Origin of the sequence: Chondromyces apiculatus DSM 436 (assembly GCF_000601485.1) — a bacterium.
GTDB classification, from domain to species: domain Bacteria; phylum Myxococcota_A; class Polyangia; order Polyangiales; family Polyangiaceae; genus Chondromyces; species Chondromyces apiculatus.
Genome location: NZ_ASRX01000106.1, coordinates 18,050 through 43,422 on the forward strand (window position 1 = coordinate 18,050; position 25,373 = coordinate 43,422).

The 25,373-nt window shown below is 70.4% G+C and carries 14 protein-coding genes; 4 read left to right on the top strand and 10 right to left on the bottom strand.

The window, feature by feature from the left end:
* Nucleotides 1-34 precede the first annotated feature (34 nt).
* The 6 genes from CAP_RS40315 to CAP_RS40335 form a co-directional block, all read right to left on the bottom strand.
* The gene (locus CAP_RS40315) at nt 35-7,882 is read right to left on the bottom strand and encodes a type I polyketide synthase (RefSeq protein WP_197041559.1); all 7,848 of its coding nucleotides are present in this window, start codon (nt 7,880-7,882) and stop codon (nt 35-37) included.
* Between the two features lie 138 nt (nt 7,883-8,020).
* Complete coding sequence (locus tag CAP_RS40320; RefSeq protein ID WP_052376813.1) at nt 8,021-9,523, bottom strand: flavin monoamine oxidase family protein; 1,503 nt, start codon at nt 9,521-9,523, stop codon at nt 8,021-8,023.
* A 118-nt stretch (nt 9,524-9,641) separates the two neighbouring features.
* The gene (locus tag CAP_RS40325; protein WP_052376814.1) at nt 9,642-11,465 is read right to left on the bottom strand and encodes an ABC1 kinase family protein; all 1,824 of its coding nucleotides are present in this window, start codon (nt 11,463-11,465) and stop codon (nt 9,642-9,644) included.
* Complete coding sequence (locus CAP_RS55465; RefSeq protein ID WP_269325004.1) at nt 11,459-11,581, bottom strand: hypothetical protein; 123 nt, start codon at nt 11,579-11,581, stop codon at nt 11,459-11,461. Before CAP_RS55465 ends, CAP_RS40325 begins: the two co-directional genes overlap by 7 nt.
* Nucleotides 11,582-11,859: 278 nt before the next feature.
* Nucleotides 11,860-12,120, bottom strand: a complete 261-nt coding sequence (locus CAP_RS40330; protein WP_044250994.1) for a DUF6200 domain-containing protein — start codon at nt 12,118-12,120, stop codon at nt 11,860-11,862.
* Nucleotides 12,121-12,164: 44 nt separating this feature from the next.
* Nucleotides 12,165-12,482 (bottom strand): DUF6312 domain-containing protein, encoded by a 318-nt coding sequence (locus CAP_RS40335; RefSeq protein ID WP_044250997.1) that lies wholly within the window; start codon nt 12,480-12,482, stop codon nt 12,165-12,167.
* A gap of 323 nt (nt 12,483-12,805) precedes the next feature.
* On the opposite strand from CAP_RS40335, the gene CAP_RS40340 reads away from it, so the two are divergent.
* Nucleotides 12,806-18,175, top strand: a complete 5,370-nt coding sequence (locus CAP_RS40340; protein ID WP_044251000.1) for a trifunctional serine/threonine-protein kinase/ATP-binding protein/sensor histidine kinase — start codon at nt 12,806-12,808, stop codon at nt 18,173-18,175.
* A gap of 15 nt (nt 18,176-18,190) precedes the next feature.
* Here the strand turns inward: CAP_RS40340 and CAP_RS40345 are convergent, their stop codons facing one another.
* Together CAP_RS40345 and CAP_RS40350 are read right to left on the bottom strand one after the other, a co-directional pair.
* Nucleotides 18,191-18,955: a Coq4 family protein gene (locus CAP_RS40345; RefSeq protein ID WP_044251003.1), complete on the bottom strand. Its 765-nt coding sequence runs from the start codon at nt 18,953-18,955 to the stop codon at nt 18,191-18,193.
* On the bottom strand, nt 18,952-19,794 hold the full coding sequence (locus CAP_RS40350) for an SDR family NAD(P)-dependent oxidoreductase (protein ID WP_044251006.1): 843 nt from the start codon (nt 19,792-19,794) through the stop codon (nt 18,952-18,954). The genes CAP_RS40345 and CAP_RS40350 overlap by 4 nt, the downstream gene beginning before the upstream one ends.
* Nucleotides 19,795-19,911: 117 nt before the next feature.
* On the opposite strand from CAP_RS40350, the gene CAP_RS40355 reads away from it, so the two are divergent.
* Genes CAP_RS40355 through CAP_RS40365 form a run of 3 tightly spaced genes read left to right on the top strand, consistent with a single transcriptional unit; the run spans nt 19,912 to nt 23,878 of the window.
* Nucleotides 19,912-22,032: a cyclic nucleotide-binding and patatin-like phospholipase domain-containing protein gene (locus CAP_RS40355; RefSeq protein ID WP_044251009.1), complete on the top strand. Its 2,121-nt coding sequence runs from the start codon at nt 19,912-19,914 to the stop codon at nt 22,030-22,032.
* Complete coding sequence (locus CAP_RS40360; RefSeq protein WP_063748831.1) at nt 22,029-23,063, top strand: 3-oxoacyl-ACP synthase III family protein; 1,035 nt, start codon at nt 22,029-22,031, stop codon at nt 23,061-23,063. The genes CAP_RS40355 and CAP_RS40360 overlap by 4 nt, the downstream gene beginning before the upstream one ends.
* Nucleotides 23,063-23,878, top strand: coding sequence for a lysophospholipid acyltransferase family protein (locus CAP_RS40365; protein WP_044251011.1), 816 nt, complete (start codon nt 23,063-23,065; stop codon nt 23,876-23,878). The genes CAP_RS40360 and CAP_RS40365 overlap by 1 nt, the downstream gene beginning before the upstream one ends.
* Here CAP_RS40365 and CAP_RS40370 read toward each other — a convergent pair.
* Both CAP_RS40370 and CAP_RS40375 read right to left on the bottom strand, forming a co-directional pair.
* Complete coding sequence (locus tag CAP_RS40370) at nt 23,830-24,708, bottom strand: methyltransferase domain-containing protein (RefSeq protein ID WP_044251013.1); 879 nt, start codon at nt 24,706-24,708, stop codon at nt 23,830-23,832. The genes CAP_RS40365 and CAP_RS40370 overlap by 49 nt on opposite strands.
* A gap of 22 nt (nt 24,709-24,730) precedes the next feature.
* A complete protein-coding gene (locus CAP_RS40375; RefSeq protein ID WP_231511989.1) occupies nt 24,731-25,366 on the bottom strand; it encodes a Uma2 family endonuclease in 636 nt (211 codons plus the stop codon).
* Nucleotides 25,367-25,373: the final 7 nt, after the last annotated feature.

Consider the following 25,373-nt stretch of genomic DNA (forward strand, 5'->3'; position numbering starts at 1 on the left):
GCACACCAGCCCACCCGCGAGAGGCGCCCGGCGTTCATAGCGTCAAGATCTCCAGGTCCTCACCGCCGTCGGGTTCGTCGACCTGCGCGCGTACAGCGCCGAGCAGGTGCCTCACCGTGAGGCGCTCGCTCAGGTACGACGCGACCGATCCGATGCTGTCATGCTGGAGCAGGACCGAGCTCGACACCTGAACGCCGATCGCCGCCTGCACGCGGTTGCGAAGCTCCAGCGTCATCAGCGAATCGAAGCCGAGGCGGCTCAGGCGCGACGTCGCCTCGATCCGGGAAGGATCGAGCCGCATCACGAGCGCTACCTCCTTCACCAGGAAGCGCGTGAGCAGCGCGATGGCGTCCTCGGGCGCTGCGCGCTCGATCTCCGCGCGGATCTCCGAGGCCTCCGGCCTCCCCGGCGGCGCCAGGCTCGCTGCCTCCAGCACCTCCGCCCAGAAGGGCGAGCCTGCCGAACCGCCGTGTGACGCGATCCAGCGCTGCACGTCGAGCCGGGCGATCCCCACCTGGGCCCGTGGCCGCCGGAGGAGCCGCCCGAGCGCCGCGAGCCCCTCCTCCGGCGCGAGGCTCGACAGACCCCGCTCGGAGAGGCGTTGCCCTCGATTCTGCTGTGCCGCCGCCAGGCCCACCTCCGAGAACGTGCCCCACTGGATGCTCATCGCGGGCAGACCCATGCGCTCTCGCCGGTGGGCGAGCGCGTCGAGGAGCGCGTTCGCGGCCGTGTAGTTGCCTTGCCCCGGCGAGCCCAGGAGCGACATCACCGACGAGTACAGCACGAAGAAATCCAGATCGAGGCCGGCGCTCAGCGCGTGCAGGTGCCACGCTCCGAGCGCCTTCGCGGCGAACACGCGCGCGAAGCTCTCCTCCGAGAGATCGAGCACCGTGCGATCGTCCAGCACCGCTGCGGCGTGCACGATGCCGCGGAGCGCAGGCATGGTCGCCGCGAGGGTCGACGTCACCCCCGCCAGGTCGACACCGCGCGAGACGTCCACCTGGAAGACGGCGATCCGCGCCCCGGCCCCCTCCATCGCCTGGATGGCGCGGCGCGCCTCCTCCCCCGGACCGCTGCGCCCCAGAAGCGCCAGGTGTCGCGCGCCTCGGTCCACCAGCCAGCGCGCCAGCGCGAGGCCCAGCCCCCCGAGCCCACCGGTGATCAGGTAGGTCGCGTCCGGGCGGATGGCCGCGACGTCAGCGGGACCTTCTGGCGCGATCCGCACCTCGGGATCCTTCAGCGCGAGCGCGATCTTACCGATGTGCCTGGCCTGCGCCATGAACTGGAACGCGTCCAGCGCGCGCGAGATCGGGAAGACCTCCACCGGGAGCGGCTTCAGCGTCCCCGCCTCGAACATCGCCCTCACGTCGCTGAGCAGCTCGCCCACCAGCGCGGGGCGCCGGATCATCATCCCCCGCAGATCCACGAGCGAGAACGTCAGGCTCCTCAAGAACGGCCGTAGTCCGACCCGCCGGTCCTCGTAGGCGTCTTTCTTCCCGATCTCGAGGAAGCGACCGTGATCCCGGAGCAAGCCCAGGCTCGCCGGGATGAACTCGCTGGACAGAGAGTTCAGCACCACGTCGATCCCTTCCCCGTTCGTGATCCGGTGCACCTCGTCCGCGAAGCGGAGCGAGCGCGAATCGAGCACGTGCTGCACCCCGAGGTCACGGAGATAGGCGCGCTTCTCCTCGCTCCCCGCCGTCGCGAAGATCTCCGCGCCCACATGCTGGGCCCACTGGATCGCAGCGAGCCCCACGCCGCCCGCGCCGGCGTGGATGAGCACCCGCTCACCCCTCCGCAGCCTCCCCACGTGTTCGAGCGCGTAATACGCGGTCACGAAGACCAGCGGCAGCGTCGCCGCCTCCTCCCAGCGCAGGTGTGCCGGCCGGCGCGTCACCAGGGAGCTGACCGTGACCATCCGTGAGCCGAAGGCGCGGGCGCCGAGCGCCATCACCTCCTGACCCACCGCCAGATCAGTCACCCCCTCTCCCACCGCCACCACCGTCCCCGCGCACTCGCTGCCGAGCCGCGGACCTCGCCCATCCGCACCTGGCGCATCGTCCGGCATCGCCCCCAGCGCGAGCAGGACGTCGAGGAAATTGAGCCCCGCCGCCTCGACCTCGATCACCACCTGCCCTGGCCCCGGCGCCACCGGCCGTACCGCGGCGAGCGCCATGCGATCGAGCACGCCCGGGTCCTGGATCGTGAGCTGGAACGGACGGCTGCGCGCAGGCTCGCCTGGAAGGCTCCCCTCCGTGGACGCGTCGGGCTCGAAGCGACCACGAACCAGCCGCGCGACGTACCGATCACCGCCCCGCAAGGCGACCTGCCCCTCACCGCCTGGCGCCCTCATCTCCCGGCACAGAAGCTCCGCCTCGCCCCCACGCGCCGCGGGGTCCAGATCGATCCGCGTGCACCCGAACTCCGGATGCTCCAGCGCGAGCGTCCCGGCAAACCCGAGGAGCGGTGCCTGCGCCACCGACACCAGATCGCCAGGAGACGTCCGCTGCGCCCCGCGCGTCACGAACAGGATCCGCGGCGGCGCAGGAGGGGCATGCTTCACGAGCGCCTGCACGAGGTGAGCGGCGCTCACGCTACCGCGCACGAGCGCCGACGACAGGCTCTCGGCGGTCATCGCCTCGAAGGGCGCCGCGTCCATGGTGGAGAGGTGCACCACGCCCGTGCACGGCCCTGCGTCGCCGAACGCCTCGCGCAACAACCGCAGGTAGTCCGCCGGATTCGCCGGATCGATCCCGTACCGGTCCAGCTCGCACCGCTCGTACCCAGCGCTCGTCGAGACCAGCACGCACCGCTGCCCCTTCGACCGCAGGAGCCCTCCGAGCGCCGCGCCGAGGCCGCCCCGGTCCGTGAAGACCAGCCACGCGCCCCCCGGCGTCAGCATCACCTCCGGCAGGGGGTCCACGCGCCGCCACGCGACCTCGTGGACGCACCTGGCCAGCGCATCGTCCATCGCTCCCGTCTCGAGGCGCCGCAGGCGGACGCCGTCGAGGTCGATCAGGGCCTGCCCCTCGTCGTCCACGAGCCGCAGGTCGAAGGCACGCTCGGCGCCACGCGCCCCCTCCTCGTGGCGCCTCACGATCCGCGCCCACACCTCCCGCGCCGGAAGGCTGCGCGCGACCAGGCGCCGGATCCCCACGGGCACATAGGTGTCCGTGCGCTCGGTGGCGCCGAGGAGCCACATGCAAGCCTGGAGGCATGCATCCAGCAGCGCCGGATGCAGCAGGTAGCCGGCCTCCTTCACCTCGCCGGGCAGGCGCACCCGCACCAGCGCCTCGTCGTCGCCTGTCCAGAGCTGCGCCAGGCTCTGGAACCGAGGCCCGTACACGAGCTGCCGCTCCTGCATCCGCTCGTAGTGGGTCGCGACGGACTGCTCCGATCCTGGCCGCACCATCGACGCGAGCGCCGTGACGGGCGCTCGGCCCTCGCCCTCCCCCTCCTCGACGACGCGGAGCGTGCCGGCTGCGTGCACCGACCATTCCGCCGCCCCATCGGCCCGGGAGGCAATCTGGAACGACGCCCGGCGCGCACCTCGGTGCGCCAGCGCGAGCTGCGCGACGCGCGCCGTCGCCTCCGGGAGCACGAGCATCTGCTGGAACTCCAGATCCTCCAGCACGATCTCCTTCGTGCCGAGCGCCTCCGCGCCGGCCGCGAGTGCCATCTCGACGTAGCCCGTTGCGGGAAAGACCACGTCACCCAGCACGCGATGATCCGCGAGATACGGCGCCTCCTTCAGGCTCAGGCATCGCTCCCAGGTCCGCTCCTCCGGACGCGCGTGGGAGTTGAAGGCCACCCCCAGGAGCGGGTGCCCCGCCCCGCCGTTGTCGAGCGCCCGGGCACTCCCTGGCCTGCGCGAGGGACCCACCGGAGCCTCGAGCCAGCAGCGCTGGCGCTGCCACCGGTAGGTCGGCAGCCCGACCACGCGCCCGCCCCCCGCGTGGATCCGCTGCCAGTCCAGCGAGCAGCCATGCACGTAAAGCTTTCCCACCGCCTCGAGCAGGGTCCCGCGCTCCGGCTGCCCTCGCCGCAGCGACGGGATCGCCGCCCCCTCCGCGCCCACCGCGCCGAGGTTCTCCTCCACCGAGGGCACCAGGATGGGGTGAGGGCTCATCTCCACGAAGAGGGTGTGCCCCTCCGCGATCAGGCGCTGCACCACCTCCGCGAACCGCACCGGCTCGCGCAGGTTGTCCGCCCAGTAGCCCGCCGACAGCTCGTCACCGCGCAGCGGTTGCGCCGTCACCGTCGAGCGCATCGGCACCTGCGCCTCCCGTGGGGCGACGCCGTGCAGCGCGGCGAGCAGCGCGCCGCGCAGGGGGTTCATCTGCGGGCTGTGCGAGGCCACGTCCACCTTCACCCGCCGGCAGAACACGCGTTGCGCATCGAGCCTCGCGAGCACCGCGTCCAGCGCCCCCGGATCGCCCGCGATCACCGTGGACTGCGGGCCATTGCTCACCGCCACGCTCAGCCGATCCTCGTACCCCAGCAGCGTGCGCTCCGCGTCCGCCATGCCGAGCTCGATCAGCGCCATGGCGCCCAGACCGCTCACCCCGCGGAGCAAGCGGCTCCGGGTGCAGATCACGGCCGCCGCGTCCTCCAGCGACAGCGCGCCCGCGACGTGCGCGGCGGCGACCTCGCCCATGCTGTGGCCCACCACCGCGTCCGGCACGACGCCCCACGCGCGCCACAGCGCCGCGAGCGCCACCTCGACGGCGAAGAGCACGGGCTGCACCACGTCGATGGCCTCGAGCCTCCGCGCGCAGTCCTCGGCCTCCAGCACCTCGATCACGGAGAACCCCGCCGCACGCCGGATCGCCTCGTCGCACCCCGCGACCACGCTGCGGAACACGGGCTCCTCTGCGAGGAGCTGCCGCCCCATGCCTGCCCACTGCGACCCTTGCCCGGGGAACACGAACACCACCTTCGGCGGGCCCGCCGGCGCCTTCCCCGCGACGAGGCCCGCGGCGCCCTCCCCGCGCCCGAACGCCAGGAGCGCCGCGGCGACATCCTCCTTGCGCGCACCGACCACCGAAAGCCGATGCTCGTGGTGGCTCCTCCGTGCGCCCGCCGTGTACGCGATGTCACCGAGACAGGCGTCGCCCTCGAGCAGCGCCTCGCGGTAGGCATCGACCAGCGACGCGAGCGCCTCGGGACCCTTGGCCGACAGCGGCAGAAGGTGCGCGCGCGGAGACGCGGCCCCCCCCCCATCCTGCGGGTGACGGAACGCGACCCCATGCTGCGCGAGCGCCCCCCGCGCCTCGGAGAGGGACTGCGCCGCCCCCTTTGTGCGGTGGAGCGAGGCCACGACCGGCACCTCGGGCGCCTCCGGTGCAAACCCTCGGCAACACTCCTCGATCGACTGCTTGACCACGGGATGGGGCGCGATCTCCAGGAAGACCGGTGGAGCCTCACCCGCGTCCGCGAGAACGCGCGCGACCGCCTGCCCGAACCGCACGGGCTCACGGAGCTGCCGCGCCCAGTAGTCCCCGTCGAGATCCTCGCCGCGCACGGGCGCGCCGGTCATCCCGGAGACGAAAGGGATCGACCCCGCGCGCGGGCGAAGCTCTCCGAGCAGGGAGCGCAGGTCCGCCGCGATCGGACCCATGGCGGGCCCGTGCCCGGCCACGCCCACGCCCACCGCGCGGCAAGAGACCCCCAGCCCCCCGAGCTTCGCCAGGATCTCCGCCATCGCCCCGGGCTCGCCGGACAGCACGGTCGCCGTGGGGCTCGCCTCGATGGCGCAGGCCAGGCGCTCCCCGTAAGGCGCCACGGCGGCCTCCGCGTCTCGCCAGCCGAGTGCGACCAGCGCCATCACGCCCTTGCCCGCGATGCGCTGGACGAGCCGCGCCTCCTGGCAGATCACCCGCGCCGCGTCCTCCAGGGTCAGCGCGCCGGCCACCTGCGCCGCCGCGATCTCACCGATGCTGTGGCCGAAGACGACCGAGGGTTCGACCCCCAGCGAGCGCCAGAGCGCCGCGAGCGAGACCTGGAACGCGAAGATCACCGGCCAGAGCACGTCCACGCGCTCCGGCTGTGCGCGCGGGGCCCCCGCCAGGATCTCGTCGAACATCGAGAACTCCAGGTAGGGCTGCATGCACGCATCGCAGCGCGTGAGCATGGCCCGGAAGGCAGGCTCGCCGAGGACCAGATCCCGACCCATGCCCAGCCACTGGGAGCCCTGCCCGGAGAAGGCCCACGCGACCTGTCGCGCGGAGATCCCCGCCTGCCCGGGAGCCGCCGACACGCGCGCCAGGGTTCGCGGCAGCCCCTCCAGCACGAGGTGCGCGCCCGTGCCCCCGTACCCGAAAGAGCTGACCCCCGCCCGCCTGGGCTCCCCCTCCGGCGCCGGCCACGGCACGAGCGCCGTCGTGACGCGCAGGCGGAGCGCCTCGAAATCGATGTGAGGATTCGGCTGCTGGAAGTGCAAGCTCGGCGGGATGGCGCCGCGCGTGATCGCCAGCGTGGCCTTGATCAGACCCGCCACGCCGGCAGCCGACTCCAGGTGACCGATGTTGGTCTTCACCGACCCGACATGCAGCGGCCGCTCGGGCGAGCGCCCGGCGCCGTAGACAGCGCCCAGCGCGGAGGCCTCGATGGGGTCTCCGAGCGGCGTGCCCGTGCCGTGCGCCTCGACATAGTGCACGCTCGCCGGATCGATCTGCGCGCTCCGGCAGGCGTCCACGAGCAGCGCCCGCTGCGCCGCCGGGTTGGGGGCCGTGAGGCCATGGCTCGGGCCGTCGTTGTTGACGGCAGAGCCCCGGATCACGCAGTGAACGCGGTCGCCGTCACGCAGCGCGTCCGAGAGCCGCTTCAGGACCACGATCCCAGCGCCCTCGCCGCGCACGTAGCCGTTCGCGGCTGCGTCGAAGGCCTTGCAACGCCCGTCGGGCGACAGGGCGCCGAGCTTGCCCATCGCCGCCGTCGTCTCGGCGAGGAGGATGAGGTTCACGCCGCCGGCCAGCGCCACGTCGCTCTCCCCGCGCCGCAAGCTGTGGCAGGCGAGATCCACGGCGACGAGCGACGAGGAGCACGCCGTCTCGATCGTCATGCTGGGCCCCATGAGGCCGAGCGCGTACGAGACACGGTTGGCGATGATGCAGCTCGTGCCCCCCGTGCTGGTGTAGGCCGTGATGGCGTCGGCGCCCGCGCGGTCCTGCAGCAGCGCGTAATCGTCGAAGACAGCCCCGACGAAGACACCGGTCCGGCTCTCTCGCAGAGAGTAGGGCGGGACGCCTGCGTCCTCGAGGGCCTCCCACGACAGCTCGAGGACGAGCCTCTGCTGCGGATCCATGGAATCGGCTTCACGCGGGGAGATGCTGAAGAACTGCGGGTCGAACGCATCGATGCCCCCGATGAACCCGCCTCGACCCGACGTCACCGCCGCCGCGCCAGGATCGGCGTCGCCCAGCACCGCTGCACCCCACCTGTCGGCGGGGACCTCGGAGATCGCCTCCGCGCCGCCCGAGAGCAGCCGCCAGAACGCCTCGACGTCCGGAGCCCCCGGAAAGCGACAAGCCATCCCCACGATGGCGATCGGCTCGTCTCCCGCGGCCCCGCGCGTGGCGCGTGCTGGCGCGGCCCCGGACGGCTCCCCTGTCCCCTCCGCGATGTAGCGCGCGAGCGCCCCGAGGGTCGGATACTCCCACACCAGCGTCGGCGAGAGCGGGCGCCCCAGCACCTTCGAGAGCTCGGTGAGCAATCCCGTCGCCCCCAGCGAATCGAGCCCGTAATGGCTGAACCGCTCGCGCACATCAATGGTCTGGGGAGCGACACCCCGATGCGACGCCAGATGGGCGACGAGCCAGGCCTCTATCTGCGAAATCGGATCGAGGATCGCTCCCGCTGCCAACGCGCCTGCATGATCCATCACGATGCTCTTCCTGCTTGTGCAACTCGGGGAGGTCCGGTCGAAGTACAGCTTGAACGTCACCGGATACAGCGAAAAATCCCCCCTCGGATGCCTCCAGCCGGCCATGAAGACCGGGCGCGGCGCATGTCGGACAGGCTAACCGGGTGCGCTCTCTGGCGCCTTGACGGGCACTGCCATGCCGCCTTCACGCAGCGCCGCGATCACCTCGCTGGCGACCCGCTCTCCGGACCGAACGGCCCCCTCCATGAAACCATTCCACACCGAAGAGGTCTCCGTGCCGGCCCAGTGGATGCGGCCCACCGGCGCGCGCAGCGCCCGACCGTAGACGCTCAGGACCTGCGGCTTGAGCGGCGAGGCGCAGCCCGTCGACCACTCCTCGCTCATCCAGTCCATCTCCACGAAGTGCGTCGGCGTCAGCGCCTCATCCCCGAAGTACGTCGCCAGCGCCGCGGTGACGGCATCCCTGCGCGAACGGACATCGCTCGGGAGCTCCTCGCCCGCGCCGAAGGCGAGCAGCACGCCCGCAGAGCCGTCGGACGGCGAGCTGTCGAAGACGAAGTCCACGACGGAGCTGTCTGCAATGACGGTCCCGCTGAGCTGGAGATCACGCCAGAAGGGGGTCTTGTAGGCGACATGAACCTTGTAATCCGGAGCGCCTGTCCAGTTCCTCGCGAGGCCACGCCGGAGCTTGGGCAGCCTCGGCTCGAACCGGATGCGCCGCGTATCCGCCGGCATCATGGCCACCACCACGCGGCTCGCCTCCACCACGAGGTGATCCGTCTCGACACGCAGAGGACCGCCAGGATCATCGACGATCCGCCGCACGGGCGCGCCCAGGATCACCCGATCACCCAGCTCTTCCGCCATCTTCAGGGAGAGGCGCTGAGAGCCGCCCATGAACGACCTGTCCTGAGCATCCGAGGTGGCCAGCAATTTTTCGAGGCCTCCGCAGCCGCGGATGGCGACGAGGAAGCACAGGAGGGAGAGATCCTCGGGCTTGGCGCCGAACGTGAAGTTGATGGCGTAGTTGATGGTCTGCCGCACCCCCTCGAACCTGGTGTGGTCCCGCAGCCAGTTGAACACCGAGAGTTCGTCGTACACGGTGGCGCGCGGCGCATCCCAGGGAGCATCGATCGGCAGCTCCGCTGCCATGTCCGTGAGCTGCTGCCGGACCTGCCGCAGCTCATCGCGCTCTCCCAGGGTGAAGATCTGCCCGGTCCCCGGCATGCGCACACCATCGAAGACCTGCCCGGTCCCGGCCATGCGCACGCCGTTGAAATAGAAGACCGTCACCCCCGAGGCGTACGACTCCGTCGTCTCGACGCCGAGCTCCTTGGCGAGCGCGAGGATCCGGGTGTGGGCGTCACCGACCCACTGCCCTCCTCCGTCGACCACGATGCCATCGGCGATCGGCTGGCTCACCGTGAGGCCTCCGACGCGCTGGCGCGCCTCGAGGACCAGGACCGACCCCACCCCTCCCTTCAGCATCTCGCGCGCCGTCATCAGCCCGGAGAGGCCTGCGCCGACGACGACGACATCGACCCGCCTCGTCTCCCGGGGAACGGCCGCCGTCGTGGCGCAGCCCCGTTGACCACACCCCACGAGGAGGGCCCCCGCCGTCGCGAAGGAGGCCTTCATGACGGCCCTCCGCGTGATGGGCTGGCGAGGACTGGTACTTTGCTTCATCGGTTCATCTCGGCTTGCGGGCCCGGCGCACCTCGGGCGCACCGGGCGTCTCTTGGTGCGCCTCGCTGCATCAGACCCAGGGGTTCGACCCGACAGACCTGAACCCGAGGACCCTCACGAGCCGCCTCAGATTCCGCAGCAGGTAGATGCAGAGCAGGATGACGAGGATCCACATCCCGCGAGAGAGCTGCGGCATCGTCGTGAAGATGTCCCTCAACGGCAGCGAAGCGATGGCCTCGCTGCCGACGTCGTGTTGCTTGTTGATGTAGCGCGCGACGGCGAGGATGGTGACGATCAGGCCGAGGTTGAACAGGGTCGTGAGCAGCGCCTTGCCCACCTCCGCGGCCTTGGAGATCTGCCCCTGGAAGGTGATCGCACGCTTCCGGATGAGTTCCGCCTGGAAGAGCAGGTTCTCGCCCAGGGACGCGGGCAGCCGCATCAGATCGTGGAGGCTCCCGACCAGATCCTGCCGGCTGCTCTTCGAGGCCATGTACTTGAGCATCCGCTCACGACGCCCCTCGAAGTGGCGCCGCGCCAGCTTGAAGAAGTTGACCTCGGGGATCAGAAATTTCAGCGACGCGTCGAGCGCCATGCCGCTCCGCATCACGCGCAGCATGTTCCAGAGCGGCGGGAGGTGGTACTTCCCCAGCACCGCGGAGAGCCTCACGTTCGCGCCCGTCAGGGCCCGCTGCTCGTACGGGATCCCTTTGACGTCCGTCAGGCTCTCCCAGGCCTGCAATTCACGGACGACCTCCATGCGCATCGTCTCCAGGTCGACGTGGGGGAGGCCTGGGACCATGGTCAGGAACACGTCCATGTACTTGGAGAAGTCACGCTTCGCCAGGACCGTCAGCCCCAGGGTGTACTTCTCCAGGAAGCCTCGATCGAGCGAGTCCACCGAGCCGAAGTCGATGAGGCTGTACCGGCTGTTCTTCAGCAACATGATGTTGCCGGGGTGGAGATCGCCGTGCATCAGGTTGTCTTCGAGGAGCTGCTGCAGGAAGCCGAGGAACAGGCGCTTGCCCACCTTCTTCGGGTCGACGTTGTTCTCCTTGCACCAGGCCTTCGCCTTCTCCGGCTCGGCGTTGAGGGCGTTCAGGTAGTCGGACATCAACACGCCGTCGATGAACTCCATGACCAGGACGCGCGCGCTGCAGTACTGCACGAACGCCTTGGGTACATAGACCCTCTGATGGCGCAGCGTCTTCCTCATGCGGCGGATCGAGGCCACCTCCAGCCGGTAATCCAGCTCGTCGGAGAGCGTCTGGCTGAGCTTCCAGTACATCTCTTCCCACTTGCCCCAGGGCATGATCCGGAAGATTTTGAGGAGCGTCAGGTAGAAGCGAAGGATCTTCAGATCGCTCTGGAAGGACTCCACGATGCTGGGCCGCTGGACCTTCACGGCGACCCTCACGCCGTTCGCCCTGATCCGGCCCACGTGGACCTGCCCGATCGACGCCGCGGCCAGGGGCTGGGTATCGAACTCCGAGAACACCTCCCGCAGAGGGCAGCCCAGCTCCGCCTCGATGATCGCGCAGGCGACCTCGCCCGGGAAGCCGGTCGCGCTGTCGTGGAGCTTGGAGAGCTCATCGCAGAAGGCCTTCGGGAAGATGTCCCGGCGCATCGCGATGATCTGGCCGGTCTTGATCCACAGCCCGCCCAGCCTCTCCATGGTCTCGCGGGTGCGCTGCGCGATGAACTCGTTCGTGTACTTGCCTCCGGGGCCCGCGGGTGGCCGCAGGCGGGCGAGGAGCGAGTACCACACCGTCGCGGCGAGGAAGCGGACGACGAAGAGAAGGCGCCACTTGCCGACAGGCTTCATGGGGGCCTTACCGGTCTCCTTGGGGGCCTTCCGGTACGCGAGCTGCGTGGGGATCAACCTCTTCTTCAGCATCCGAGGATCCCCCGCCGCTGACCCTGGAGAGGTCGGGCCCCGACGATGTCGCGGCGTGATTCCTTCACGAGGCGGTGGATCACCACCACCGGTCTGTCGGGCCAACGGTCATGCATGGGGAGCATTGCTAGATACCAGTACAATCCCTGGCGGAGGAGCCATGGCGTGCATGTTCGCAGCGCGCCTTGACGACGCGCGCACGAGCCCCCTCTCGGACAGCGTACGCGGAGCACAGAGCCCCTCGGCCACGGTGCTCCCGGGCGTCGCTACCCTTCGGGTCTTTGCACGTCACCGGTCCACAGGCCTGGGACGGCCACGGGAGAACAGCGATGAGGATGGGGAGCGTGTGACGTCGGAGTCGACGTCCCGGTGAGACAGGATGCGGAGATCCTGGTCAGCCCATACCCCACAGCTTGCCGTATTTGCTCTTTCGCCGACGCTCGCGCACGATCACGACGACCGGCTGTGCGGACGCGGAAATCGCGCCTGCCTCTTTCATCTGCTCCAGCACCTCCTGCACCTTGGCCAGGAGGCCGCCAGACTTGCCCTTGCGCAGCTTCTTGACCCGCTTGCGGCTCTTCTTGCCGAGATCGATGATCGTCGGCCTCGGCAGAGCCGACGCGTGGTTATCCTTGTTGTTCGTCTCAATCTCCATCGGTCGATATCCTCCATCAATCCTTGGGACGGGCCAGCAAAGCCTCAGAACAGCTTGCTGAGCTTGAAGCGCTTGCGTCCCTTGTTGCTGGCTCGGGACAGGTTGTTCGACAGGTCGCGCAACCACCCGTCCTTCTTCTTGCGGTTGGAGCGCTTGTGCCGCTCGAGGTAGGTGTTCACTCCTTTCCTCTGGGCAGTGGCGCCGTGCCTCAGCAGCTTCTCGAGGAAGCGAGAGCTCTTCGAGAGCTTCTTCCGCTTCTTCTTGGGCTTCAGCACGTACACACCCGCCGACGGCCCCTCTGCGGTCGCCTGCTGCGGGATCACGATCCTCTTGACCGCTTTGCTCAGCTTGAACTCCAGCATGATCTCTCCGGTAGGTTGGCCAAGCGCAGCGTATTACAACGGCGCCGATCTGGCTCGCAAATCTGCCGGAAATCTGGAAAATGTGTGAGACCTGAGGCTTGGTTCCTGGCGGGACGTGCGCGGCTCTCTGCCCCATCCAGGTGACCTTCAGCAGGGGTGCCGGCGTCGACAGGTGCAGCCCGACCGCGCTCACGTGAACGCCATGGCCGTGCGCAGAGGCAGCTCCAGCACCCGCGGGCAAGCCTGCGCGGACGCAACGTGAACCAGCGCTCGTTCCGCCCAGCGCAGCTCACCCCTGCCGACAGGCGTATGATGGGCATCCGATGGACAACATCACCACGGAGTACGAATTCGGCGCCCGTATCCATGCCGGTCACCGATCGGTCGTCTACCGCGCCCGCTCTCGCAAGGACGGCACGCCTGTCGTGATCAAGATCCAGCAGGAGCACCCGACGGCCGACGACGTCGCGCGCTGGCGGCGCGAGTACGAGAGCACCCGCGCCGTCGCCAGCGATGGCATCATCGGGTGCCTCGGCCTGGCCTGGTACAAGAACCGGCCGGCCCTGATCCTCGAGGACTGCGGCGCCGAGTCGCTGCAGGCCTACATGGCCGCGCACCCGCTCGACCTCACCGACGTCCTGTCCATCGGCATCCAGGTCGCCCGCGCCCTCGGCGAGGTCCACAAGCGGCGCATCATCCACAAGGACGTCAACCCCTCGAACATCGCCATCCAGCCGGAGACCCGCCGCATCCGGCTCATCGACTTCAGCATCTCCACCACCCTGCCCCGCGAGTCGCCCTCGGTGCGCAACCCGAACGTCCTCGAAGGGACGCTCCGGTACATCTCCCCCGAGCAGACCGGCCGCATGAACCGCGCCGTCGACTACCGCGCCGACTTCTACTCCCTGGGCGTCACCCTCTACGAGATGCTCACCGGCGCGGTGCCCTTCCAGGCCGCCGACCCCATGGAGCTCGTCCACTGCCACATCGCGCGCGCGCCCATCCCGCCGCACGTGGTCCGCCCCGCCATCCCCGAGGCCGTCTCCGCCATCGTCCTCAAGCTCCTCGCGAAGATGGCCGAGGACCGCTACCAGAGCGCCCACGGCCTCGTCGCCGACCTCTCGGAGTGCCTCGCCCAGCACCGCGAGCATGGCCGCATCGACGGCTTCGTCCCTGGCCGCCACGACGTCCCCGACCGCTTCCAGATCCCCCAGAAGCTCTACGGGCGCGAGCCGCAGATCGCCGACCTCATGGCCACCTTCGACCGCGTCTGCGACGGCAAGGCCGAGGTGGTCCTCGTCGCGGGCTACTCGGGCATCGGCAAGAGCGCCCTGGTCAACGAGATCCAGCGGCCCGTCGTCGGCCGCCGCGGGTACTTCATCTCGGGCAAGTTCGATCAGCTCAAGAGGAACATCCCTTACGCGCCCATCATCGAGGCCTTCCAGGACCTCATGCGGCAGCTCATGGCCGAGAACGAGGCGAGCTTCGCCGCGTGGAAGGCCAGGCTGGAGGCGGCGCTCGGCACCAACGCCCCCGTGCTCGCCGAGATGATCCCGGCCGTCGAGCTGCTCCTCGGCAAGCAGCCGCCGCCCTCGCCGCTGCCCCCGACCGAGTCCCAGAACCGCTTCAACTTCGTGTTCCAGAGCTTCGTGCGCGCCTTCGCCGCGAACGAGCACCCGCTCATCCTCTTCCTCGACGATCTCCAGTGGGCCGACGTCCCGTCGCTGAAGCTCATCCAGCTCCTCATGAGCGACGCCGACTTCCGCCACCTCTGCATCATCGGCGCGTACCGCGACAACGAGGTCGGCTCGGCCCACCCGCTCCTCGCCACCACCGAGGCCATCCAGCAGGCCGGCACCCGGGTCACCACCATCACCCTGAGCCCCCTCGACCTCGGCAGCGTGGTGAGCTTCGTCGCCGAGATGTTCCGGTGCGGGACCGAGCGCGCCACGCCCCTCGCCGCGCTGCTCCTCACCAAGACCCAGGGCAACCCCTTCTTCCTCGGCCAGCTCCTTGAATCCCTCCACCAGGAGGGCCTGGTCACCCTCGACGAGACCCGGAGCGCGGCGCGCTGGGACCTCGACGCCATCCGCGCGCGCGCCCTCTCGGGCGACGTGATCGACCTCATGGTCGGCAAGATCCACAAGCTCTCCCCGGGGGCCCAGGAGGCCCTCGAGCTTGCCGCCTGCATCGGCAACCACTTCGACCTGCACACCCTGGCCGTGGTGCACGAGCACCCCCCCGCCGCCACCGCCGCCCACCTCTGGGAGGCCTTCGAGGAGGGCCTGCTCCTCCCCATCGGCGAGGCCCACCAGGTGGCCGTCGCGGCGCGCCTCGCCGAGCCCGGCGACGAGGTCCCCGCGGCCTCCTTCAAGTTCCTCCACGACCGCGTCCAGCAGGCCGCCTACTCGCTCATCGAGGACGCCCGCAAGCCGGACGTCCACCTCGGCCTGGGCCGCCTCCTCACCGCCAGCACCCCCGAGAGCGCGCTCGACGAGGCCGTCTTCGCCATCGTCAACCAGTACCAGCTCGGCATCGAGCGCCTCACCTCCCGGGACGAGCGCCTCGCCGTCGCCCGCCTGAGCCTCCTCGCGGGCCGCAAGGCCAAGACCTCCGCAGCCTTCGAGCCGGCGCTCCGCTACTTCGACACCGGCGTCAGGCTGCTCCCGGAGGACGCCTTCGACGACCACTACGACCTCGCCTTCTCGCTCCAGCTCGAATCGACGATCACCGAGTACCTCAACGCCAACCTCGACCAGGCAGAGCCCCTCACCGAGGCTGCCCTGGCCCGCGCGCGCAACGTCGTCGACAAGGTGAAGGTCCTCGAAGTGCGCATGCTCTTCGAGCACGCCCGCAACGAGTTCCCGAAGATGATCCGCACCGGCCTCGACGCCCTGGAGCTGCTCGGGGTGAGCTTGCCGTACAGCCCCACCCAGGAGCACCTCGGCGCCGCGCTCCAGAAGAACCACGCGCTCCTCGCCGGCCGGTCCATCGAGAGCCTCATCGACCTGCCGGAGATGGAGGACCCCATCCAGCTCGTGGTCATGCGGCTCCTCGCCGGCCTCGGCGCCGCCGCGTACACCGCGAACCCCCTCCTCTACCTGCTCCTCTGCTGCGAGGCGTCCGGCGTGTGCCTCCAGCACGGCAACTCCCGCTACTCCCCCGTCGCCTACGTCACCTACGGCACCCTCCACGCCGGCGTCCTCAACGACCTCGTGAGCGCCGACGCCTACGCCACCCTGGCCATCAAGCTCCTCGACAAGTTCCAGGCCCGGGAAGCCGCGTCCGAGGTGTACCTGCTCCGCAACGTCGTCATCCGCCCCTGGACCATCCACATCCGCGACACCCTCCCGGAGCTGCGCGAGGCGGTGCAGTGGGGCCTGGAGACCGGCGATCTCCTCCACGCCGGCCAGGCCGCCGTCAACTTCTGCACCCACCCCCTCATCGCCGGCGAGCCCCTGGAGAGCCTCGTCGTCGACCAGGCCCGCTACATCGACCTGGTCACCGCCCACAAGCACGAGTTCTCGCGCCTCTTCGCCAGCATCCCCGGACAGCTCGTCCTGAACCTCCTCGGCCGCGCGGAGGACCCGCTCCGCCTCGTGGGCACGCGCATCAACGAGGACGTGGTGCTGCCGGCCCTGCACGCCGCGCAGAACGTGTCCACGCTCTGCCTCTTCTACACGTGCAAGGCCATGCTCGCGTACCTCCTCGGCGATCACGCCGAGGCGGCCCGAGCCTCCGCGTCCGCGAAGGAGCACCGCGCCGGGCTCATGGGCCACCCGGTGGTCATCCTCCACAACCTCTACCACTCGCTCTCGCTCCTCGCGCTCGCGCCGGACGCCAGCGCCGAGGACCGCGCCGCCTACCTGGAGACGGTGGCGCAGAACCAGGCCGAGCTCGGGCAGTGGGCCAAGGGTGCGCCCGTCAACTTCGACCACCGCCTCGCCCTCGTGGAGGCGGAGCGCCTGCGCGTCCTCGGCCGCCCCATGGAGGCCCTCGCCGAGTACGAGAAGGCCATGCGCGGCGCCGCCGAGCGGGGCTTCCTGCACGAGGAGGCCATCTCCCTCGAACGCTGCGCCGGCCTCTGTCGCTCCCTCGGGTGGGATCACGGCGCCGACGCCTACCTCGCCGACGCCCTCTTCGCCTACACCCGCTGGGGCGCCTTCGCCAAGGTGGCGCAGCTCGAACGCCTCCACCCGAGCCTCCTCTCCCCGCTGTCCTCCGCGCGGCCCGTCTCTTCCCGCGAGGTCATGACCATCACCTCCACGGGCACCGACTCCCAGGCCAACAGCACCCTGGAGCTCGGCGCCGTGATGAAGGCCGCCCGCGCCATCAACGGAGAGATCGTGCTCGAACGCCTCCTCACGGCGCTCATGCGGATCATCGTCGAGAACGCCGGTGCGCAGCGCGGCTTCCTCTTGCTCGAGCGCGACGGCAAGCTGCGCATCGAGACCGAGTGGGCGCCCGACGGCGACGCCGTCATCGTCCGGCACGGCGCCCCCCTGGAGAGCGAGGAGGGCATCTCCACCGCGATCGTGGCGTACACGAAGCGCACCGGCGAGAGCGTGGTCCTGCACGACGCGGCGAACGAGGGCCTCTTCACCCGCGACCCTTACGTCGCGAGCCGCCGCCCGCGCTCGGTCCTGTGCGTCCCCCTCGTCAACCAGGGCAAGGTCATCGCCGTCATCTACCTGGAGAACAACCTCACCGCTGGCGCCTTCACCGACGACCGCATCGAGGTCCTCCGCCTCCTCTCGGCCCAGGCCTCGCTCTCCCTCCACAACGCCACGCTCTACGCCACCCTGGAGCACAAGGTGCAGGAGCGCACCAGCCAGCTCGCCGAGAAGAACCGCGAGCTCGCCACCACGCTCGATCAGCTCAAGGCCACCCAGCAGCAGCTCGTCACCCAGGGCAAGCTCGCCTCCCTCGGCGCCCTCACCGCGGGCATCGCCCACGAGCTACGGAACCCCCTGAACTTCATCCAGAACTTCGCCGAACTCTCCGGCGAGCTGTCCGACCAGATCTCGGACGGTGTCACCGACCAGCGCGACCGCCTCAGCGCCGAGGCCCGCGACGATCTCGCCGAGCTCCTGACCTCCCTCAAGCAGGTGGTCCAGAAGATCGGCGAGCACGGCAAGAAGGCCAACGGCATCATCAACAGCATGCTCCTCCACGCCCGCGACGCCCCCGGGTTGCGTGAGGAGGTGGACCTGCACGCCCTCGTCTCCGAGAGCATCCGGCTCGCGACGGTCGGCATGCCCGGCAAGGACCCCGCCTTCCGGGTCCGCGTCGAGACCGTCTTCGACGAGGCCATGCCCTCCTTCGAGGCCGTGGGCCCCGACCTCACCCGGGTGTTCATCAACATCATCAACAACGCCTGCTACGCCATGCAGGAGAAGTGGCGCGGCGCACCGCCCGGCTACGTCCCCACCCTGACGGTGCGCACCGCCCACCACCGGGACCGCATCGAGGTGCACGTCCACGACAACGGCACCGGCATCGCCCCGGAGGTCGCCGGCAACATCTACAACCCCTTCTTCACCACCAAGCCCCCCGGCGAGGGCACCGGCCTCGGCCTCTCCCTCAGCCAGGACATCGTGGTGCGCGGCCACGGCGGCGAGCTGCGCATGGAGACCTCCCGCGGCGAGTTCACCGAGTTCACCGTCTCCCTCCCGCGACGCGCAACGCCCTGACCCCCCCCAGCGGGGTCACTCCCGCGCGTCGCCCTCGTCCCACGGCGTCGGCGGCCGCGCGGGGATGCCGAGCCGCGCCACCACCACCTCGAGATCCAGCGCGAACATCTCCTCGAGCGGCGCCTGGAACAGGTTGGGGATCTGCCCCGCGATCGCCCAACCGCGCTCCACCTCGCGCGCCGTCCGCGGCCCCTGCCCGTACCGCGCCACCACGAGCGGCAGCATCGGCAGCGAGAGGAACGCGTGCGGCTCCCGGAAGTTCCGCAGGTTGAACGCCTGGAGCCCCATCTCTCCCTGGAAGTCCACGGGAAAGCCGAGCAGGAAGTGGTGCATGTCGTGCACCTTGGCGAAGCGCCGGAGCGCCCACTGCGCCCCCATCGCTTCATCGAAGGGCGGGAAGGCCGCCGTGTAGGCGTCGAGATCCAGCGCGTTGTGCGCGACGAACCGCGCGTAGTGGTAGCCGAACGAGCCGGCGGGCATCTCCCGCAGCGCCGCCACGTCGACGGGCTGTGAGGTGAGCTCCTTGAGGTGCGCGACCTCGGCCGGCGTGAGCCCCTCCAGCATCCGGCGGAAGAACCACTGGAACAGGCTCCCCCGCGACAGCGCGTCCGAGAGCCTGATCGCCGCCGGAAAGTTGGCTGGCGCCTTCAGAAGCTCGGCGATGGCCTCCGCAGCCTGCGCCATGCGAACCGACATGATGTCCTCCCCTTCCTGTCTCGGTGCGGGATTGAGCGCCGCGAGCGCCGCGAGCGCCGCGAGCGCCGCGACGGGAGCGCTCACCGCCCCTGGTTGCTGTCCATTCCTGACGCATTGAGCACGATGCCCAGCAAGCTCTGGGTCATGCCGCCGGTGAAATCGATGGTGGCCCCATTGAACCACTCGGCAGCGTCCCCTGTCAGCACCGATACCAGCCGCCCCACCTCCTCTACAGTGCACAGCCTTCGCGCCGGCGTCACTGCCGCCGCCCGCGCCTTCGCCTGCTCCCAGGCCTCCGACGGGAAGCCCACGCTCCCGGCCCGCGTGTCCACCAGGCCAAAATTGACCAGGTTCACCCGGTGGCCGAGGGGCCCGAGCTCGATCGCGAGCTGGCGCACGTAAACCTCCAGCGCCGCCTTGCTCGCCGCGATGACCCCGAGGCCCGGGCAGAGCGAGCCCACCACCGGATTGGTCAGCGCAATCAGCCGGGCCGAGGGCGCGAGCAGGTCACGCGCGGCCAGCTCCTGCACCCAGTAGACGAATGAATGCGCCATCGAGCTGAAGGTCTTCTCGATCTGGCGCGGAGTGAGCTGCGTCACGCCTCGGGTGACGAGCGATCCCACGGACGCATTGGCGATCGAATGCACCAGCACCTTGACCTGCCGGGCGCCCGCGACCAGAAGCACCTCCTCTGCCCCCGCGCGCGCGCTCTCGGCCGTCCCTGCCTCGCCGATGCGGAAGTGCAGCTTGCGCCCGAGCGCCCCCAGATCGCGGGCCACAGCCCCTGCCGAATCCGGGTGGCGACCCCGGTGCACCCCGAAGATATCGAGGCCCGGGTCCTTTGCGAGCGCCCTCGCAATCGCGGCCCCCGACCCTGCGGACACCCCGAGGACCACGCCCCAACCACCTGCCGTGCCGCTCAACGCCTTGTCCTCCAGCTCGCGCGACGTGGCTACCGCCCGTGACAGCGAGATGCATTTGACGATAGGGTGCAGTGTGACCCTCCGCAACGCATTAGCGCCCATCAAGGAGCACACCGCGTGAGCCAAGAACACCGCCTCGACCCCGAAAACCTCGGGCAACCCACCTCGTCCCTCAAACCGCAGTACATCGCCGCATTCAGGCGCTCGCATTATCTCGAGAACATCAGGCCTCAAGAGATCGCCGAGCTCTGGGCCACCGCGCAGGAGATCGAGCTCGCCCCCGGGGCGACCGTCTTCAAGCAAGGCACCGCGGCCGACGGCTTCTACTTCCTCATGAGCGGTCACCTCCAGGTGTTCCTGGAGGACCAGCCCGAGCGTGTCTCCATCGCCTCGCTGAACGCCCCCCTGGTCCTCGGCGACGAGTCCTTCTTCAGGGGCGCCCCGCGCACCGCCACGGTGGTCGTGCAAGGCGAGAAGAGCGCGAAGCTCCACTTCTGGCCGACGCAGGTGTTCAAGGAGATCCTCGCCACCCGGCCCTCGTTCTCGCGCTCCGCGCCCCAGGTGCAGCAGGCCTTCGGCGTGAGCCACCGCGCCGAGGTCGTCCAGGTGGAGAGCGCGTGCAAGGCCGACGTGCCCCTCGACGCCCTCACCGACCTGCTCGCCCAGGGGGTCGCGTCCATCGCGTCCGGGCTGAAGGTCCTGGTGGTGCACGTCCTCGCACAGGCGGCTCAGGCGCTCGCGTCGCCCCAGATCGAGCAAGGCCCCGGCGCGCTCCACCACCTCAGGGTCGCGGAGGAGAGCCTCTTCCAGCACGTCGATGCTCAGCTCCCCCTCTACGACGTCATCTTCATCGACGCGGCCGCCGTCGATCCGCGGGGCACCCGGGACTGCACCGGCGGCAGGGTCGACACCGCCTTCATCCTGCACGACACCCGCACCGACGATCCGGAGGTCTCCGGGCCGAGATCCGAGCGCCCCTCCAGAGGCGCCCCTGGCCGGGCGCGGAAGCCGCGGACCATCCGCGCGCGCCTCATCCTCCCGAACCCCGACCCCCTCTTCTCCACCTTCCGCATGCTGAAGCACGCCAGCGCCACCCTGAGCGGCGACCTGGCCAGCCTCCAGCACGTCCCCATCGACCTCGGCAGCGACGTGCAGCAGCACAGCCTCCGCGCCCACGTCGACGTCGCCCACCTCAGGTCCCTGTGGGAGAAGAGCGGCAAGCGCCTCTCCTTGAAGGACCTCCCCGACCTGCACAACCGGAGGCTCCCGGGCGCCCCCTCCGCGAGCGCGGTGATGGCCCAGTGGGCCCGCAAGCTCATGGGCTGCCAGATCTGGCTCGCGCTCGGCGGCGGCGGATCCCTCGGCTTCGCGCACGTCTCGCTCATCCAGCAGATGCTCGCCGCGAACCTCCCCATCGACGGCATCTCCGGCACGAGCTTCGGCTCCGTGGTGGGCGCCTTCTACGCAGCCATGCCCGCCATGCCCGCCGGCGCCGGCCCGGGCGCGCTCCCCCAGGGCCTCGCCCTCCTCCTCGACAGCCTCTGGAAGCTCCAGATGGGCATCGACGCCTCGGTGCTCAGCTCCTCGGCGCTGGAGTTCACCATCAACGCCCTGCTCCACGCCCCGCCCCTCGAGGAGCTGCACATCCCCTTCCGCCCGGTCACCACCGACATCGCCTCCACGCGCACCGTGGTCATCACCAACGCCACCACCGGCTTCGGCGTCCGCTGCAGCAGCTCGCTCTCCCCCCTCTTCGCGCCGGTGACCACCCCGAAGGCGCGCTACGTCGACGGCGCCATCACCGATCTCGTCCCCTCGAACGCCACGGGCCGCGACAACGCCCTCGGCTCCGTCGTCTCCGCCTCGCAGCAGTGGGGCGGCGACGTCGTCGTCGCCTCGAACGCCGTCCCCTCCGCCAAGCCCGAGGTCCCGAGCCAGCCGATCAAGTGGCTCGGCCTCCTCGGGAGGCTCATGCACGACATGAACCCCATCGAACGCGCCGAAGACGCGCTGCGCTCCGGCTACATCCTCCTCCACCGCACCGGCAACCTCGAAGGGCGCTACGCGGCCGAGGTCCTCTTCAGCCTCCCTCCCACGTTCTCCCGCGTCCCCTTCTGGCACATGGCGGTCGCCGACAAGGTGATGGAGAACGCGAACACCGCCCTCGCGCAGCAGCGGATCATCGAGAAGATCCAGGCGGCCTACAAGCAGTGCCTCTCCAACCGGACCCACGCATGATCCCTTCCCGCATCCTCGGCACCGGCACCGTCCTGCCGGGCCCCCCCCTCGACAACGCGGCGGCCGTGAAGGGCGCCCGCCTCCTCGACCCCGCCTGGATCGAGGCCCGCACCGGCGTGCGCGCGCGCCACTGGGCGCCCGCCGAGGCGTCCATCAGCGCGCTCGCCGCCGATGCCCTCCGCCTCGCCCTCGACGCCGCGGGCCTCGGCCCCGAGGCCCTGCGCCGCCTCATCTACGTCACCTCCACCGGCGGCGAGCACGTGATCCCCTCCATGGCCAGCGACGTCGTCGACGCCCTCGGCCTGCACGGCACGTGCGACAGCATGGACCTCAACAACACCTGCGTCGGGTTCCTGACCGCGCTCGACCTCGCCGCCCGCTGCGCCCACACCGGCGCGGGCCCGGTGGGCATCGTCGTCGCCGAGCCCTTCTCCCGCTGCATCACCCCCGAGGACCCGAGGCCCTACGTCATCTTCGGCGACGCCTTCACCGCCACCATCGTCGGCTCCGGCGGCCCCGCGGAGGGCATCCTCGGCGCCCGCTTCGGCACCGACCGCGCCCTCGGCAACGTCGCCTGGATGCCCCGCACCGGCATGACCGGCGAACCCGAGCGCATCACCTTCAAGGCCTCGAACCGCACCATGAGCGACCTCGCCGTCTCGACCCTCGTCAAGACCGCCGAAGACGTGGTCCGCGACGCCGGCTTCACCCTGCGCGACATCGCCTGGGTCCTCCCCCACCAGCCCAACGCCACCATGCTCCAGCGCATCGTCGAGGCCCTCGGCATCGACCCTGCGCGCGGCGTCCCCATGGTCGCCGAGGTCGGCAGCCTCGGCGCCGCCTCGGTCCCCGCGAGCCTCGACCGCCTCCTCCGCACCCGCGACGTCCGCCCCGGCGATCACATCCTGATGATGAGCGTCGGCGCCGGCGTCTCCTACGGCGCCCTCCTCTTGCAGGTCGGCGCAGAGGGCATGCACCGCTTCACCTCCCGCAGGCGCGGCACCCTCCCCACCTTGACCGAGGAGGCCTGATGATCCCCGCGCCCCTCACCACCCTGGCGCAGGCCGCCCCCCTCGCCCTCTGGCTCGGCTACTGGCGCGCCATGCGCCTCTACCACCGCTACGAGGTGGAGGGCTTCGAGCACGTCGCCGAGCCTGGCGCCGCGCTCCTCGTCGGCTACCACGGCCGCCCCATCGCCCACGACATGTGCCTGCTCACCGCCGAGATCCACGACCGCCTCGGCTACATGCCCCACGCCATCTTCCACGGCGCCGCCGACAAGCAGCCCCTGCTCAAGTGGATGATCGACGGCCTCGGCTTCGTCACCGGCGACGGCCCCTCCATGGCCGAGGTCATCGCCCGCGGCGAGCACGTGCTCGTCACCCCGGGTGGCACAAAGGAAGGCTGCCGCAGCGTCCTTCACCGCTACCAGGTCACCTGGGGCGAGCGCACCGGCTACATCCGCCTCGCCCTCAAGTACCGCCTCCCCATCATCCCCATCGCGGCCGACGGCGTCGACGACGCCTACATCGGCCTCAACGACGGCTACGCCCTCGGCAAGCGCCTCGGCGTCCCCAACGGCCTCCCGGTGTGGCTCGGCGTCGGCCCCCTCGGCCTCTGGCCCCTCTCCCCGCCCTTGCCCGTGAAGATCCGCCAGCGCATCGGCCCCCGCATCGACCTCCTCGCCGACGGACCCGTCGACCCCCGCGACCGCGAGGCCCTCGCCGCCCTCCACCACCGCGTCACCGGGGCCGTGCAGCGGCTCCTCGACGACGCACGACGCGAGGGGCGTCCTTCTCAAGGGCGCGTCGGCGGGCGCGCCGGCATCCTGAAGCGCAGCGCGTAATAGAACGGCGTGATCTGCTCCTCCAGCACGTCCTCGGCCCCCGCGGGCAACAGCTCGCGCGGGCAGTGCGGATCCGGATCGTAGAAGGTGATCATCTTGAACGTCACCCGGTGGTAGAGGCTCCGCCGCAGCTCCGGGGTGAGCTGCTCGTCGGCCACCACGATGGGCGTCCCCGGCACCGCGACCCGGGCCATCTCCGCGAGCACCCGGCGCGGGTCGCGCATCCCGCTGATCCCGCCCACGTGGAACACCCGATCGAACGAGGCGTCCGGGAACGGCAGCGCGTGCGCGTCGGCGATCAGGGTGCGCACGTTCGTCATCCCGAGCTTCGCCGCGACTTTCCTCCCCACCCGCAGCATCCCCGCGCTCAGGTCGGGCCCCCAGATCTCCACGGCGAGCCCCTTCGGCAGGCGCCGCTGCATCAGCCCGAGGTTCGCCCCCGCGCCCATCCCCACCTCCAGGATCCGGAGCGGGCGTCCATCCGTGCGTGGCGCGAGCGCCGCGAGTGCACCAAGCTCCAGCCGCTCGCCGTAGGCCTCGCGGAGCTGCACCTCGCTCCCCCCGAGCTGCAGCACCGGCAGGAGCAGCTTCACCGCCGGGTTGTGGAGCGCGGGGAGCCCGTCATAGATGTACCGCATCAGCTTGTCGGTCCCGCGCACCTCCGCCTCGCGGTAGAGCCGCAGGAACCCGTCCTCGAACGGCCACCGCGCGCCGCAGCCGCTGCAGGACACGCTCCCGCCCACGATCTCGCCCGACACCACCGGCCCCTCGTGAGAGAGCGCGCCGTGGCAGGTCGGGCAGGCCAGCGTCTGGATGTCGTCGCGCTTCATCGATGAAACGAACCTCACCTGGTCAGACCGTGTCTACACCGCCGAGCGGCCCCTCGCCGGACTCCGGCCCGAGCCGGTCCACCTCGCTCCACAGCGCGTCGAGATCGAGGGTGAGGCCTTCGAGCCCCGGCACCTCCGTGACGATGCCATCGACCGCGCCCAGCGCGTGCACGTAACGACCATCGGTCCCCAGCTCGAAGATGGTCAGCGTCATCTCCTGGGGATCGAGGATCCAGTACCAGCGCACCCCGAACGCCGCGTACTCATGGATCTTCTCCACGCGGTCGCGGCGCGCGTCACGCGGGCTCGGGGACACCACCTCGACCATGATGTCCGGCGGGACGCCGATCGGGCCGCGGCGCGGGGGCTTGCGGCTGCCGGGGAGGTACGCCGAGGCATCGGGCTTGCGGCCCCGGGGCACGCTCACCACGAACTTCGCGTCCGAGCCGAGCACGAGGCCTCCGCGCGGGATGATGAAGCCCCCGAGCATGCGGATGACCCAGACCACGAGGACCTCGTGAACGGCGTCCGGCCCCTCTTCCTCCACCAGCCGCCCGTCCACCAGCTCACCAGCTTCATCCTCGGGCAGGGCTGCCCACGCGGCGAGCGTCATCGGACGCGCGCGGAAGGACTCGGGGGCTGGGAGCGGCGTGACCAAGGCATGC

What these genes read in the sequence shown, in the direction of transcription:
- CAP_RS55465 (WP_269325004.1), bottom strand. Translation starts at nt 11,581, where the DNA reads ATGCATGACCGTTGGCCCGACAGACCGGTGGTGGTGATCCACCGCCTC.
- CAP_RS40320 (WP_052376813.1), bottom strand. Translation starts at nt 9,523, where the DNA reads ATGAAGGCCTCCTTCGCGACGGCGGGGGCCCTCCTCGTGGGGTGTGGT.
- CAP_RS40365 (WP_044251011.1), top strand. Translation starts at nt 23,063, where the DNA reads ATGATCCCCGCGCCCCTCACCACCCTGGCGCAGGCCGCCCCCCTCGCC.
- CAP_RS40325 (WP_052376814.1), bottom strand. Translation starts at nt 11,465, where the DNA reads ATGCTGAAGAAGAGGTTGATCCCCACGCAGCTCGCGTACCGGAAGGCC.
- CAP_RS40330 (WP_044250994.1), bottom strand. Translation starts at nt 12,120, where the DNA reads ATGGAGATTGAGACGAACAACAAGGATAACCACGCGTCGGCTCTGCCG.
- CAP_RS40335 (WP_044250997.1), bottom strand. Translation starts at nt 12,482, where the DNA reads ATGCTGGAGTTCAAGCTGAGCAAAGCGGTCAAGAGGATCGTGATCCCG.
- CAP_RS40360 (WP_063748831.1), top strand. Translation starts at nt 22,029, where the DNA reads ATGATCCCTTCCCGCATCCTCGGCACCGGCACCGTCCTGCCGGGCCCC.
- CAP_RS40370 (WP_044251013.1), bottom strand. Translation starts at nt 24,708, where the DNA reads ATGAAGCGCGACGACATCCAGACGCTGGCCTGCCCGACCTGCCACGGC.
- CAP_RS40340 (WP_044251000.1), top strand. Translation starts at nt 12,806, where the DNA reads ATGGACAACATCACCACGGAGTACGAATTCGGCGCCCGTATCCATGCC.
- CAP_RS40315 (WP_197041559.1), bottom strand. Translation starts at nt 7,882, where the DNA reads ATGGATCATGCAGGCGCGTTGGCAGCGGGAGCGATCCTCGATCCGATT.